This is a genomic window from Klebsiella sp. D5A, assembly GCF_001620885.1.
Classification (GTDB): domain Bacteria; phylum Pseudomonadota; class Gammaproteobacteria; order Enterobacterales; family Enterobacteriaceae; genus Klebsiella; species Klebsiella variicola.
In genome coordinates, this window is the sequence record NZ_LOAR01000014.1 from 42,615 (window position 1) to 54,756 (window position 12,142).

General features: G+C 58.4%; 15 protein-coding genes. 10 read left to right on the forward strand and 5 right to left on the reverse strand.

The window, feature by feature from the left end:
* The first annotated feature begins 1 nt into the window (after position 1).
* Genes AS136_RS19520 through patD form a run of 3 tightly spaced genes read left to right on the forward strand, consistent with a single transcriptional unit; the run spans position 2 to position 3,177 of the window.
* Positions 2 to 931 carry an ABC transporter permease gene (locus tag AS136_RS19520; protein WP_012968070.1) on the forward strand — a complete coding sequence of 310 codons (930 nt, stop codon included), beginning with the start codon at positions 2 to 4 and terminating at the stop codon, positions 929 to 931.
* Positions 921 to 1,727, forward strand: coding sequence for an ABC transporter permease (locus tag AS136_RS19525; RefSeq protein WP_023322723.1), 807 nt, complete (start codon positions 921 to 923; stop codon positions 1,725 to 1,727). Before AS136_RS19520 ends, AS136_RS19525 begins: the two co-directional genes overlap by 11 nt.
* Before the next feature lie 22 nt (positions 1,728 to 1,749).
* Positions 1,750 to 3,177 (forward strand): aminobutyraldehyde dehydrogenase, encoded by a 1,428-nt coding sequence (gene patD / locus AS136_RS19530; RefSeq protein WP_012541560.1) that lies wholly within the window; start codon positions 1,750 to 1,752, stop codon positions 3,175 to 3,177.
* 332 nt (positions 3,178 to 3,509) lie between these two features.
* Here patD and AS136_RS27160 read toward each other — a convergent pair whose 3' ends face one another.
* Positions 3,510 to 3,632: a small membrane protein gene (locus AS136_RS27160; RefSeq protein ID WP_004175940.1), complete on the reverse strand. Its 123-nt coding sequence runs from the start codon at positions 3,630 to 3,632 to the stop codon at positions 3,510 to 3,512.
* 492 nt (positions 3,633 to 4,124) lie between these two features.
* Here AS136_RS27160 and AS136_RS19535 point away from each other — a divergent pair, with 492 nt between their 5' ends.
* A complete protein-coding gene (locus tag AS136_RS19535) occupies positions 4,125 to 4,376 on the forward strand; it encodes a hypothetical protein (protein ID WP_012968072.1) in 252 nt (83 codons plus the stop codon).
* 52 nt (positions 4,377 to 4,428) lie between these two features.
* Here AS136_RS19535 and yncL read toward each other — a convergent pair whose 3' ends face one another.
* Positions 4,429 to 4,521, reverse strand: coding sequence for a stress response membrane protein YncL (gene yncL / locus AS136_RS26020; RefSeq protein WP_012968073.1), 93 nt, complete (start codon positions 4,519 to 4,521; stop codon positions 4,429 to 4,431).
* A gap of 195 nt (positions 4,522 to 4,716) precedes the next feature.
* Between yncL and AS136_RS26025 the strand changes: the two genes are divergently transcribed.
* Together AS136_RS26025 and AS136_RS19540 are read left to right on the forward strand one after the other, a co-directional pair.
* Positions 4,717 to 4,890 (forward strand): GhoT/OrtT family toxin, encoded by a 174-nt coding sequence (locus AS136_RS26025; RefSeq protein ID WP_008804686.1) that lies wholly within the window; start codon positions 4,717 to 4,719, stop codon positions 4,888 to 4,890.
* A gap of 87 nt (positions 4,891 to 4,977) precedes the next feature.
* Positions 4,978 to 5,727, forward strand: a complete 750-nt coding sequence (locus AS136_RS19540) for an alpha/beta fold hydrolase (RefSeq protein ID WP_012968074.1) — start codon at positions 4,978 to 4,980, stop codon at positions 5,725 to 5,727.
* Positions 5,728 to 5,739: 12 nt separating this feature from the next.
* On the opposite strand, the gene AS136_RS19545 is transcribed toward AS136_RS19540, so the two are convergent.
* Positions 5,740 to 7,173 (reverse strand): aldehyde dehydrogenase, encoded by a 1,434-nt coding sequence (locus AS136_RS19545; RefSeq protein ID WP_012968075.1) that lies wholly within the window; start codon positions 7,171 to 7,173, stop codon positions 5,740 to 5,742.
* A 269-nt stretch (positions 7,174 to 7,442) separates the two neighbouring features.
* On the opposite strand from AS136_RS19545, the gene AS136_RS19550 reads away from it, so the two are divergent.
* Positions 7,443 to 9,041: an ABC transporter substrate-binding protein gene (locus AS136_RS19550; protein WP_022064846.1), complete on the forward strand. Its 1,599-nt coding sequence runs from the start codon at positions 7,443 to 7,445 to the stop codon at positions 9,039 to 9,041.
* A 16-nt stretch (positions 9,042 to 9,057) separates the two neighbouring features.
* A complete protein-coding gene (locus tag AS136_RS19555) occupies positions 9,058 to 9,291 on the forward strand; it encodes a YdcY family protein (RefSeq protein WP_008804690.1) in 234 nt (77 codons plus the stop codon).
* An 8-nt stretch (positions 9,292 to 9,299) separates the two neighbouring features.
* Here the strand turns inward: AS136_RS19555 and AS136_RS19560 are convergent, their stop codons facing one another.
* Together AS136_RS19560 and AS136_RS19565 are read right to left on the reverse strand one after the other, a co-directional pair.
* Positions 9,300 to 9,749 (reverse strand): DMT family transporter, encoded by a 450-nt coding sequence (locus AS136_RS19560; protein ID WP_008804691.1) that lies wholly within the window; start codon positions 9,747 to 9,749, stop codon positions 9,300 to 9,302.
* The gene (locus tag AS136_RS19565) at positions 9,746 to 10,264 is read right to left on the reverse strand and encodes a GNAT family N-acetyltransferase (protein ID WP_012541564.1); all 519 of its coding nucleotides are present in this window, start codon (positions 10,262 to 10,264) and stop codon (positions 9,746 to 9,748) included. The genes AS136_RS19560 and AS136_RS19565 overlap by 4 nt, the downstream gene beginning before the upstream one ends.
* Before the next feature lie 162 nt (positions 10,265 to 10,426).
* Here AS136_RS19565 and AS136_RS19570 point away from each other — a divergent pair, with 162 nt between their 5' ends.
* Positions 10,427 to 11,008, forward strand: coding sequence for a helix-turn-helix domain-containing protein (locus tag AS136_RS19570; protein WP_008804693.1), 582 nt, complete (start codon positions 10,427 to 10,429; stop codon positions 11,006 to 11,008).
* Positions 11,009 to 11,073: 65 nt separating this feature from the next.
* Positions 11,074 to 12,111, forward strand: coding sequence for an NADP-dependent oxidoreductase (locus tag AS136_RS19575; RefSeq protein WP_023322720.1), 1,038 nt, complete (start codon positions 11,074 to 11,076; stop codon positions 12,109 to 12,111).
* Positions 12,112 to 12,142 lie beyond the last annotated feature (31 nt).

Genomic DNA, 12,142 nt, shown 5'->3' on the forward strand with positions numbered 1-12,142 from the left:
GATGACCATGGCGATGATTCCTGCGCAGGCCGGGCGCGTATCCGGGATCTTCTGGCGTCGGCCAGCATTGGGCCTGTTTTTACTGCTGATCGGGCCGCTGATGTGGTTTGGTATCGTCTATCTGGGATCGCTCCTGACCCTGCTGTGGCAGAGTATTTATACCTTTGACGACTTCACCATGTCGGTGACCAGCGACTTTACGCTGGCCAACCTGCGGGCGCTGTTCAATCCCGCCAATTACGACATTATTGTCCGTACCCTGGTAATGGCCCTGAGTGTGACGCTCGCCAGCGCCATGCTGGCGCTGCCGATGGCCTGGTACATGGCTCGCTATACCAGCGGCAAAATGAAGGCTTTCTTTTATATCGCGGTGATGCTGCCGATGTGGGCCAGCTATATCGTCAAAGCCTACGCGTGGGTACTGCTGCTGGCCAAAGATGGTGTGGCGCAGTGGTTTCTGGGCCATCTTGGACTGGAAGGGGCGCTGAATGCGCTTCTGACCGTCCCGGCGATCGGCGGCAACACCTTGTCCACCTCCGGGCTGGGACGCTTTCTGGTGTTCGTCTACATCTGGCTGCCGTTTATGATCCTGCCGGTGCAGGCGGCGCTGGAGCGCATTCCGGGCTCCTTGCTGCAGGCGTCGGCCGATCTTGGCGCCGGGCCACGACAGACCTTCCGCTATGTGGTTCTGCCGCTGGCTATCCCTGGTATTGCCGCCGGATCGATTTTCACCTTCTCGCTGACGCTGGGCGACTTTATCGTGCCGCAGCTGGTCGGGCCGCCGGGGTACTTTATCGGCAACATGGTCTACTCGCAGCAGGGGGCGATAGGCAATATGCCGATGGCGGCGGCGTTCACCCTCGTGCCGATCGTGCTGATTGCCCTTTATCTGGCGTTCGTGAAACGTCTGGGAGCCTTCGATGCACTCTGAACGCGCACCCTGGTATCTGCAACTGGCGACCTGGGGCGGCGTGGTGTTCCTCCACTTCCCGCTGCTGATCATTGCCATCTATGCTTTTAATACGGAGGATGCGGTCTTCAGCTTTCCGCCGCAGGGGCTGACGCTACGCTGGTTTAGCGAGGCAGCAGGGCGTAGCGATATTCTCGAATCCGTGACGTTGTCACTTAAAATTGCCGCCCTGTCGACGGCCATTGCCTTAGTACTTGGCACGCTGGCTGCAGGTGCCCTGTGGCGCAGCACTTTTTTTGGTAAGAATGCGGTATCGCTACTGCTGCTGTTACCGATCGCCCTGCCGGGGATCATTACCGGCCTGGCGCTGCTGACGGCGTTTAAAGCCGTCGGTCTCGAGCCGGGGCTACTGACCATTGTGGTGGGGCACGCGACCTTTTGTGTGGTGGTGGTCTTTAACAACGTCATTGCCCGCTTTCGTCGGACCTCGTGGAGCCTGGTGGAAGCCTCGATGGACCTGGGCGCGACCGGCTGGCAGACCTTTCGCTACGTGGTGTTGCCCAATCTGGGATCGGCGCTGCTGGCGGGGGGAATGCTGGCCTTCGCCCTGTCGTTTGATGAAATTATCGTCACCACTTTTACCGCGGGGCATGAGCGAACATTGCCGCTGTGGTTACTGAATCAGCTGGGGCGGCCGCGCGATGTGCCCGTCACCAACGTTGTCGCGCTGTTGGTGATGCTGGTAACGACGATACCAATCTTAGGGGCCTGGTGGCTCACCCGCGACGGCGATAACGACGCCGGAAACGGGAAATAAAACCATGAAACAGGATAATGCTATGCAACACAACCTTTTGATAAACGGTAAGTTAGTGGCAGGTGAAGGCGAAAAGGTGCCGGTATACAACCCTGCGACCGGCGATGTGATCCTGGAGATTGCCGAAGCGACAGCGGCCCAGGTCGATGCCGCCGTTGAGGCGGCGGATCGGGCGTTCGATGCCTGGAGCCAGACAACGCCGAAAACGCGCTCGGAATGCTTGCTGAAGCTGGCGGACGCTATCGCGGCGCAGGCGGAGACCCTGGCGCAGCTGGAGTCGCTGAACTGTGGCAAGCCGTTGCACTGCGTGATTAACGATGAGATGCCGGCCATTGCGGACGTCTTCCGCTTCTTCGCCGGCGCCGCCCGCTGCCTGCCGGGAATGGCCGCCGGAGAGTATCTCGAAGGGCATACCTCAATGATCCGCCGCGACCCGGTGGGCGTGGTGGCCTCTATCGCCCCCTGGAATTATCCCCTGATGATGGCGGCCTGGAAGCTGGCCCCGGCGCTGGCGGCAGGCAATTGCGTGGTGATAAAACCCTCGGAGATCACCCCCCTGACGGCGCTGAAGCTGGCGGAGCTGGCAAAAGATATCTTCCCCGAAGGGGTGATCAACGTGCTGTTTGGCCGCGGCAAAACGGTAGGCGACCCGCTGACCTCGCATGCCAAAGTGCGAATGGTGTCGCTGACCGGGTCGATTGCCACCGGTGCCCATATCATCAGCCATACCGCCTCGTCGATCAAACGCACCCACATGGAGCTGGGCGGCAAGGCGCCGGTCATTGTTTTTGACGACGCGGATATCGATGCGGTAGTCGACGGGGTACGAACCTTCGGCTTTTATAACGCCGGCCAGGACTGCACGGCTGCCTGCCGGATCTACGCTCAGCAGGGGATTTACGACCAACTGGTGGAGAAACTTGGGGCGGCGGTGGCCAGCCTGAAAATGGGCGCGCCAGAGGATGCCTCTACCGAGCTGGGACCGCTGAGCTCGCTGGCGCATCTTGAAAGGGTTAGCGCCGCAGTGGAAGCCGCAAAGGCACTGCCGCATATTAAGGTGGTCACCGGCGGTCGCCGGGCTGACGGCGCGGGCTATTACTTCCAGCCGACGCTGCTTGCCGGCGCCCGGCAGGAAGACGCCATTGTGCAGCGCGAAGTGTTTGGCCCGGTGGTCAGTGTGACGCCTTTCAGCGATGAAGCGCAGGCCCTGAGCTGGGCGAATGATTCCCAGTATGGTCTGGCGTCCTCAGTATGGACGAAAGATGTAGGCCGTGCCCACCGGCTTAGTGCCAGGCTGCAGTATGGCTGCACCTGGGTCAACACCCACTTTATGCTGGTGAGCGAAATGCCGCACGGCGGCCAGAAACTGTCGGGCTACGGAAAGGACATGTCGATGTATGGCCTTGAGGATTACACGGTGGTCCGCCATGTCATGGTTAAGCATGGCTAAAGCATTGACCCTTTAGTGGCTGGCGATGATTGCGCGACGGTTGTGTTAGTTCGCTAATAGTCACAATGGCAAAAATTGTCAAAACTCTACGAGGGGGATATGAGATTATTCTGATGCCCCTTCAAGAGCTAAGCCAATGTGAGTGCCGGAGATAAGCGCCGGATGGGGTCCGCCAGTCACCCTGGGCGCGTCGCGCCCGGCGGGTGAGGCGACAGCGTCGCGGTTCGCGACCGTATACTGGCCTCTGCCTGTTGGCAGGGGCTTTTTTATGCCCGCCGCATCGCGGGATGAAGACCGAATGACCATCAGGAAACGCATCGTCTGGCCGCCATTCAGCGCTTGGTTTTTTTGCTCGGTAAACTGGCGCTACGACGGTCACGAATATAGGAAATAAGATTATACACCGCCGCGACCAGCAGGATCAGCGCGATGACCAGCGTGATGATTCCGGACATATCCACCTCGAAATATAAAAAGCGCCCTGGCGCCAAAACATTACTAATAGTTATGAATGTAAGTATTATCTGAATGGAAGGCAAATGATATTTGTTGTCATTTAGCGCTATTTTTGGCGATTAACCGCGAGATCCACAATGAAGGGGTTATGTAACAACGGCTTGTAGCGGCCTTTTATCGTATTAAGATGGAGGCCCTGCGCGGAATATCGCATTTTTGGTGAATGCGGCGACAATCTTTTCCCCCTGAGAACGGGGACATATTATCTTTATCAGACCAATGGAATTGCCCTGAACCGAAATTATTTCACGACTATAAATAAGGATTTAATATTTGCTGTTATTGCATGATATTTGTTCTGAATATTAAATATTCCGTGAGTCCGGCCAAAATGCGGGCTGCAGGCGGGTTGCGGGTGCTCCCGGGTTTGACTTTCCGTCGCTGCTCATGCGATCATTTAGCGCATATTAGGTTTTAACGTTGATGTCGTTGTGAAAATTTTGGCTTTTATTCTGCTGGCTATCGGCGCTGTGACGCTGAGCTATGGTAACGCCCCGGCAAAACGCATTCAGGGCTGTGAGAGCGCGGGAGTGGGGCAGGCCGTCTGCGCTGCCGCCGAATGGGATAGCGAACAGATGAATTTTCTGCCGCACTATAACCCGGAGCTTAATAAGGTTATTGCGGCAGGCCAGGCAACACCTGTCGCTTATAACCTTTATAATATCGCCCGTGTTCGCGCGTAAAAAAGCAGCCCCTGGGGGCTGCTTTTTTAGGTTTCGTTGCTGAGTAAAATCATTAAAACCAGCCAAATCTCACGGACAGCAGGCTGATAAGTACGCACGCGGCGCAGACATTAATCAGAATGACGGTTTTGCTGGAGACATCCATAACGCCACCTTAATGAGTAAGTCCATAAAGGTATAGTACGGCGCCTGCGGTTGCGCTATCGGATTAAGACGAATCAGGCTTTATTCTCAATATTCAGCCCGTTTCAGAATTTGTTATACAGGTATCTCTGAATCACGACGTCATGGCAGATAATCATCCCACCATGGAACGCCCCTCAGGGAAGGAAGAGTAAGAATGACGTTATATCAAAAAATGCTGGTGTTTTACGCCATTATGGGCGTGATATGCGCCGTGATTAGCTGGTTTTTGACCAAAGAGAGCCGGGTGATCCGCCTGCTGGCGGCCCTGTTGATCGGCGCCACCTGGCCGTTCAGCTTCCCGATGGCGCTGCTCGTCTCGCTGTTTTAACCCCAGATGCCGGACGGCAGAAAAGGGTGGCGGAAAGGGTAAGGTTACTGTATAAAAAACCAGTAATTTTATCATGGAGGCATACAGGTGAACGGTTTCTTTTCTTCCGTCGCAGGCGCCACGCTGCGTTGGCTCGATCTTCCGGGAGATGGCCTCCCGGTGGTGTTTATCCACGGTCTCGGCTGCGCGTCATCCTACGATTATCCCCGCGTCGCCAGCGATCCTGCGCTGAACGGACGGCGTAAAATACTCATCGATCTGCCAGGCTTCGGCTACAGCGATAAACCGCACGACTTTAGTTACAACATACATATTCAGGCGCAAGTCGTGGAGCAGCTACTTAACCATCTGCGCCTGCAGCGCTTCGCGCTGTTCGGTCATAGCATGGGAGGAAGCATCGCCATCGAAGCGGCGAGGCTGTTGGGCGAGCGCGTGACCACGCTGCTGGTCTCTGAACCCAATCTGTTTGCCGGCGGCGGTGAGTACAGCAGGCGCATTGCGGCGCAGACAGAGGCGGCCTTTATTGCCGAAGGCTATGCCAGAATGCTGGCTGAGGAGCGCTCGCCATGGGCTGGCTGTTTGCAAAACAGCGCGCCCTGGGCCGTCTGGCGGGCCGCCAGCAGCCTGATGCGTGGCAGCGATACCCCCTGGTTTAGTCAGCTCTGCCAGCTGCACTGTCAAAAAAGGCTCATCGTCGGTGAGCTCTCCCTGCCTTATGCCGATATTGACCTGGCTGAGGCGCAAGGGATCCCGGTCGGGATTGTGCCCCGCGGGGGACACTCGATGGCGTGGGAGAATCCGCAAGGGCTGGCGCAGATCATCGCCAGCCAGGGTTAAAAGAATACCGGTTCAGAAAGGGAGTTCGCGGGGCTGGGTCTGGAGTGTTATCCAGCGCAGCTCGGTGAATTCCGCGATGCCGGCCCGCCCCCCAAAGCGGCCATAGCCCGAGGATTTGCAGCCGCCAAACGGCATTTGCGCTTCATCATGCACCGTTGGGCCATTGATATGGCAAATGCCCGTTTGCAGACGTTGCGCCACGTTCCACGCTCTGGCGCTGTCGCGGCTGTAGACCGCAGCGGAAAGACCGTATTCACTGTCGTTGGCCACCGTCAGCGCCTCTTCTTCATTCTTAACCCGAATAATCGCTTTTACCGGGCCGAAGGACTCTTCGTTCCACAGCCGCATCTCGCGGGTCACGCCGTCCAGCAAGGTCGGCGCCATGTGGGTATCGCTGGCTTTACCACCGGTTAGCAGGCGAGCGCCTTTGGCTAACGCATCGTCGATTAAGGCGTTGCAGCGGATGATGGTGTTCATATCAACCACCGGCCCCGTCAGGCTGGCGGGCAGGGCGGCGGCGCGCCTGGCCAGCAGCGGGATAAACACCTCTGCTACGGCGTTGTCGACAATAATGCGCTCGGTGGACATGCAGATCTGGCCGGCGTTGGCGAAGGCGCCAAAAACCGCGCCCGCCGCCGCTTGCTCGATATCAGCATCGTCCAGCACCAGCAGCGGCGCTTTACCGCCGAGCTCCAGCACCGCCGGTTTAAGATATTGCCCGCAGGTGCGGGCGATAATCCGCCCCACCGGCGTGGATCCGGTAAAGTTAACGCGCCGCACCGCCGGGTGGGCGATAAGCGACTCCACCAGCGCCGGCGCATCTTCAGGCGCACAGGTAAGATAGTTCACCACCCCCGGTGGGAAGCCCGCCGCGTCAAGGGCGTCGATAATCAGTCCCTGAGTGGCCGGCGACAGCTCCGCGCCCTTGAGGATCACTGCGTTGCCGCAGGCCAGCGGCGTTGCCAGCGCCCGGGTAGCCAGAATCAGCGGTGCGTTCCACGGCGCCATGCCCAGCACCACCCCCGCCCCCTGGCGGACGCCCATCGCCAGGTTGCCCGGCACGTTGGAAGGAATAATTTGCCCTTCAATTTGGGTGGTCAGCGCCGCCGCTTCACGCAGGATATCGGCCGCCAGATGAACGTTAAAGCCGGCCCAGTGCGCAGTCGCGCCGGTCTCCGCGGCCATGGCGGCGATAAATTTAGCCTCCCGCAACAGCATATGTTCCGCCGCGTCGAGCAGTAAACGGCGTCGTTCCGCCGGAGAGGTATCACGCCACAGCGGGAAGGCTTTGGCCGCGGCTTCGACGCAGCGTTTGCCGTCGGCGAGACTGGCGGCCGCGGCCACCGAGGCGACGTCGTCGTGGGCCGGGTGGCGTCGGGTAAAGGTGCGGCGGCCTTCGGCATCGTGCCACTGGCCGTCAATGTACAGATTGCAGGTGATTGTCATGGTGGAAACCTCTTGTTCTGCGGTTCCCCCAGTGTACCGGGCACTACTGACAGTGAGCGTGAGCAGGGCGGTTATCGCACATTTTTTTGCAGGAATTATGTGTGGCTCACAACATCCCGACACTTGCTGGCGTAAAAAACAGCGCTACGCCGATTAAACCAGCGATTTCAGCGTGATTTGCATAAGGTGATAGCCATTGATTATTTGCCGGGGGCGGGCGCCTGTGCTGATATTACGGTTCTTATAATCAATAATCAGGACTTATAACCATGTCTACAGGGAAAACCACGCTGGCGCTGCTGCTGAGCGCACTGCTGCCGGCCGGCGCCGCCTGGGCCGCAGGCAATGACACACTGGTCTACTGCTCAGAAGCCTCTCCGGAGTCCTTTAATCCGCAAATCGCCAGCTCCGGCCCGTCGTTCGTCGCCAGCTCGCAGGTGCTGTATAACCGCCTGGTCACCTTTGACCCGGTGAAGAACACGCCGATCCCGTCGCTGGCCACCGAGTGGCACGTCTCTGAGGATGGCAAAACCTGGACCTTTACTCTGCGTCAGGGGGTGAAGTTCAACAGCAACAAATTCTTCAAACCAACCCGCGATTTTAACGCCGACGACGTCCTGTTTTCCGTGCTGCGCCAGATGGATCCTCAGCATCCCTATCACAAGGTGTCGCAGGGGAACTATGAGTACTTCCACGACGTGGGCCTCGATAAGTTGATTAAGTCGGTGAAAAAGGTCGATGACTATCACGTCCAGTTCGTGCTTAACGAGCCGAACGCGGCGTTTCTTGCCGACTGGGGCATGGACTTCGCCTCTATTCTGTCGGCGGAGTATGGCGAGGCGATGCTGAAGAAAGGGACGCCGGAGAATGTTGATAACTGGCCTGTCGGTACCGGGCCGTATGCCCTGCAGCAGTATAAAGTGGATTCCCAAATCCGCTATATCGCCAATCCCCACTACTGGGAAGGCGAGGTGCCGACTAAGCACCTGATCTTCTCCATTACGCCGAACGTCGAGACCCGTCTGGCGAAACTGCAGACCAACGAGTGCCAGATTATTCCTGCGCCTTCGCCGGTTCAGTTCCCGGTGATTAAGGGCAATAAAGATCTGGCGCTGCATGCGGTTGAGGCGCTGAATGTCGGCTATCTGGCGTTCAACACGGAGAAAAAACCGTTTGATAATGTGCTGGTGCGCCAGGCATTAAACTATGCCACCGACAAGCAGGCGATCGTCAAGGCGGTATTCCTCGATTCCGGCAGCGTGGCGAAATCACCGATCCCGTCGACGATGCTCGGGTATAAGAAAGATCTCCCGGACTATGATTACGATCCGCAGAAAGCCAAAGCGCTGCTCAAGCAGGCGGGTCTGGAGCAAGGAGCGGAAGTAACCCTGTGGTCGATGCCGGTCCAGCGTCCGTACAACCCGAACTCGAAGCGGATCGCCGAAATGATCCAAAACGACTGGGCTAAAGTGGGCGTCAAAGCGAAGATTGTCAGCTACGAATGGGGCGAATACCTTGCCGGTATGCGCAAAGGGGAGCACGACAGCGCCCTGTATGGCTGGATGTCGGACAACGGCGACCCGGACAACTTTGCCGGCACGCTGCTCAGCTGTGATAATATCCAGACCGGCTCCAACGCCGCTCGCTGGTGCGATAAGTCCTATGACGCGCTGGTGAAGAAAGCGCTGCTGGTGAGCGATCCGCAGGCGCGTGCCAAACTCTATGAACAGGCGCAAGAGATCTTCTACCAGCAGGCGCCGTGGATCACCCTGGCGACCGGCAAGACCTTCTATGCCACCCGTAGCAACGTCAGCGGCTACCGCGTGAGCATGATGGGGAGCGATTTTTCCAAAGCGAAGCTGAATTAAGCGAAAGGAGAACCGGATGGCACATCTGGATGAGGTTATCGTCAAAGTCGATGACACCCTTGCCGAGGGCGTTATCACTCATATGAATGAGCTGCTGATCGCCCTGAGCGATGATCCACAACTCAGTCGTGAGGAACGCTATACCCAGCAGCAGCGCCTGCGCACTGCCATCGCCCACCATGGGCGACAGCATCAGGAAGAGCAGGACGCACGCCGCGAGCAGCTGACGAAAGGCGGCGCGATCCTCTGAAGATGCGCTCAGAACTGGCGCCTGGCCACCAGCCAGGCGCCCACCACCAGCATCACCGCGCCGCATACCGGCCCGATCAGCGCCCGCACCGGCACGCCGTGGGCGCGAACTAAATCCATGATCAACCCGCCAACCAGCTGGCTGGCGACCAGTACCGCAATGGTGGTGGCCGCGCCCACGGTCTGATAGCCGCTGATGCTGGCGAAGACGAAAAAGGACCCCAGCAGGCCGGGGATCAGCGTCCACCACTTCACGCTCAGGGCCAGCTCCTGAAAGCCGGCGACGCCCTGGCGCAGCAGTAACATCGTCACGAAAATAACGATCCCCACCAGCGAATTGAGCAGCATGGCGATAAGGATCGTCGACGCCGACTGGGTGATGCGCACCATCAGGGTATTCTGCACCACGAGACCAACGCCGGCGGCGACCAGACAGGCGAGGGTGAGCGATGCATTCATGCCTTGCCGTCCGGGTCCTGACGCTCATCCAGCTGCAGCTGCATAAAGGTGAGATCCAGCCAGCGACCAAATTTGGTTCCTACCTGCGGCATCTGCCCGGTGGTGATAAAGCCCAGCGTTTCATGCAGATGCAGCGAAGCGTGGTTCTGCGATTCAATACCGGCGACCATCACATGTTTATTCAGCCGACGCGCTTCGGCGATCAGCGCAACCAGCAGTTTGCGACCCAGCCCTTTCCCTTGATGATCGGGGTGAACGTACACCGAATGCTCCACGGTGTGGCGGAAACCGTCAAACGCGCGCCAGTCGCCAAACGAGGAATAGCCGGTGATGACGCCGTTTTCCTCGTTCACCAGCACCGGAAAGCCGGCCAGCTGGCGGGCTTCAAACCACGCGATACGGTTGTCGGTATCCACGGTTTTATCATTCCAGATGGCGGCGGTATGCACGACGGCGTGGTTATAGATCTCGGCGATCGCTGCACAGTCGTCTTTAATGGCAGGGCGGATGGACATAGCAAACCTCAGTTTTTTGTACACTATAGTAGTACGATATTATTACAATAATGAACATCGCGCTGTCATCCGTTTTACGCATAATTTTTACGGATGACCCGGTAAGCACGCGGCCCGACGGGCAGTTGTGTAATGGGTGGGTGCACACTATAGTATTACGTTATGAATACTATAGAAGACAACCTCAATCAGCGCATCAGTGCGCGCATCCGCATCGAGCGTGAGTCCCGCGGTTGGTCGCTGAACGACCTTGCCGAACGGGCCGGCGCCTCGCGGGCGATGATCCATAAAATCGAGCGCGGCGAAAGCAGCCCGACGGCCTCGATGCTGGGCCGTCTTTCCGGCGCCTTCGGCATCAGTATGTCGACGCTGATCGCCCGGGCGGAAATGCAGGAGGGTAAGCTGCTGCGCTTTGCCAGCCAGCCGGTGTGGCACGACCCGCAAAGCCACTATCTCCGCCGCCACGTCTCGCCGCGCAGCGATCTGCCGATCGATCTGGTGCAGATTGAGCTGCCGCCCGGCAGCGATGTGCCCATGCCGGCCTCTTCCTATGCGCTCGCCCGCCAGCTGATCTGGCTGCAGCAGGGCGAGCTGGTGTTTGTCGAAGGGACTACCCGTCATGAGATGCAGAAGGGGGATTGTCTGGAGCTTGGTCCGCCCAACGATTGTCGCTTTATCAATGAATCCGCGGAGACCTGCGTCTATCTGGTGGTTCGCCTTAATCAATCGCCATCCGGCTCTTAATGGTAAAGCACGTTGCGCATAAAGCAGCTAGCCTCAGTACAGTCTGCTAACAAGAGGAGTTTGCTATGACAGATCAACCGCAACGCCATCGCCGCTGGGTACTGGCTTCCCGCCCCCATGGTGAACCGACGGCAGAGAATTTCCGCCTGGAAGAGAGCGAGGTGCCGACGCCGGGGCCGGGGCAGGTTCTGCTGCGTACCGTTTATTTATCGCTCGATCCCTATATGCGCGGGCGCATGAGCGATGCGCCTTCTTATTCGCCACCGGTGGCCATTGGCGCGGTGATGGTAGGAGGGACCGTGAGTCGCGTGGTCAGCTCAAATCATGCCGATTATCAACCCGGCGACTGGGTGCTGGGCTACAGCGGCTGGCAGGATTATGAACTCTCCGACGGCAACGGACTGGTGAAGCTGGGTGACGACCCGAAACACCCGTCCTGGTCGCTGGGAGTTCTGGGGATGCCGGGCTTCACCGCCTACATGGGATTGCTGGACATCGGCCAGCCGAAGGCGGGCGAAACGCTGGTGGTCGCTGCGGCGACCGGGCCGGTTGGCGCCACGGTCGGACAGATCGGCAAAATTAAGGGCTGCCGCACCGTCGGCATCGCTGGAGGCGCGGAGAAGTGTCGGTATGCGGTTGAGACGTTAGGCTTTGATGTCTGCCTTGACCATCGTGCGGATGATTTTGCCGAACAGCTGGCCCAGGCCTGCCCGCAGGGCATTGACGTTTACTACGAAAACGTCGGCGGCAAGGTTTTTGACGCGGTGCTGCCGCTGCTGAATACCGCAGCGCGGGTACCGGTCTGCGGGCTGGTAAGCGGCTATAACGCCACCGGTTTGCCAGACGGACCGGATCGTCTGCCGCTGCTGATGGCGACCATCCTCAAGAAGCGCATCCGGATGCAGGGCTTTATTATCGGCCAGGATTACGGGCATCGGATCGCGGAATTCCAGCAGCAGATGGGGCGCTGGGTGCAAGAGGGGAAAATTAAATATCGCGAACAGCTGATCGACGGTCTGGATCAGGCGCCGCAGGCGCTGATCGGCCTGTTAAAAGGTGAGAACTTCGGTAAGGTGGTGATCCGCGTCGCGGCGGACGACTAGTCCGGCGGATCCGACTTACTCTGCCCCTTTT

Bases quoted from the DNA above. Each gene is read 5' to 3' on its own strand.
- AS136_RS19520 (WP_012968070.1), top strand. From the start codon at position 2: ATGACCATGGCGATGATTCCTGCGCAGGCCGGGCGCGTATCCGGGATC.
- AS136_RS19525 (WP_023322723.1), top strand. From the start codon at position 921: ATGCACTCTGAACGCGCACCCTGGTATCTGCAACTGGCGACCTGGGGC.
- patD (WP_012541560.1), top strand. From the start codon at position 1,750: ATGCAACACAACCTTTTGATAAACGGTAAGTTAGTGGCAGGTGAAGGC.
- AS136_RS27160 (WP_004175940.1), bottom strand. From the start codon at position 3,632: ATGTCCGGAATCATCACGCTGGTCATCGCGCTGATCCTGCTGGTCGCG.
- yncL (WP_012968073.1), bottom strand. From the start codon at position 4,521: ATGGATGTCTCCAGCAAAACCGTCATTCTGATTAATGTCTGCGCCGCG.
- AS136_RS26025 (WP_008804686.1), top strand. From the start codon at position 4,717: ATGACGTTATATCAAAAAATGCTGGTGTTTTACGCCATTATGGGCGTG.
- AS136_RS19545 (WP_012968075.1), bottom strand. From the start codon at position 7,173: ATGACAATCACCTGCAATCTGTACATTGACGGCCAGTGGCACGATGCC.
- AS136_RS19550 (WP_022064846.1), top strand. From the start codon at position 7,443: ATGTCTACAGGGAAAACCACGCTGGCGCTGCTGCTGAGCGCACTGCTG.
- AS136_RS19555 (WP_008804690.1), top strand. From the start codon at position 9,058: ATGGCACATCTGGATGAGGTTATCGTCAAAGTCGATGACACCCTTGCC.
- AS136_RS19560 (WP_008804691.1), bottom strand. From the start codon at position 9,749: ATGAATGCATCGCTCACCCTCGCCTGTCTGGTCGCCGCCGGCGTTGGT.
- AS136_RS19565 (WP_012541564.1), bottom strand. From the start codon at position 10,264: ATGTCCATCCGCCCTGCCATTAAAGACGACTGTGCAGCGATCGCCGAG.
- AS136_RS19570 (WP_008804693.1), top strand. From the start codon at position 10,427: ATGAATACTATAGAAGACAACCTCAATCAGCGCATCAGTGCGCGCATC.
- AS136_RS19575 (WP_023322720.1), top strand. From the start codon at position 11,074: ATGACAGATCAACCGCAACGCCATCGCCGCTGGGTACTGGCTTCCCGC.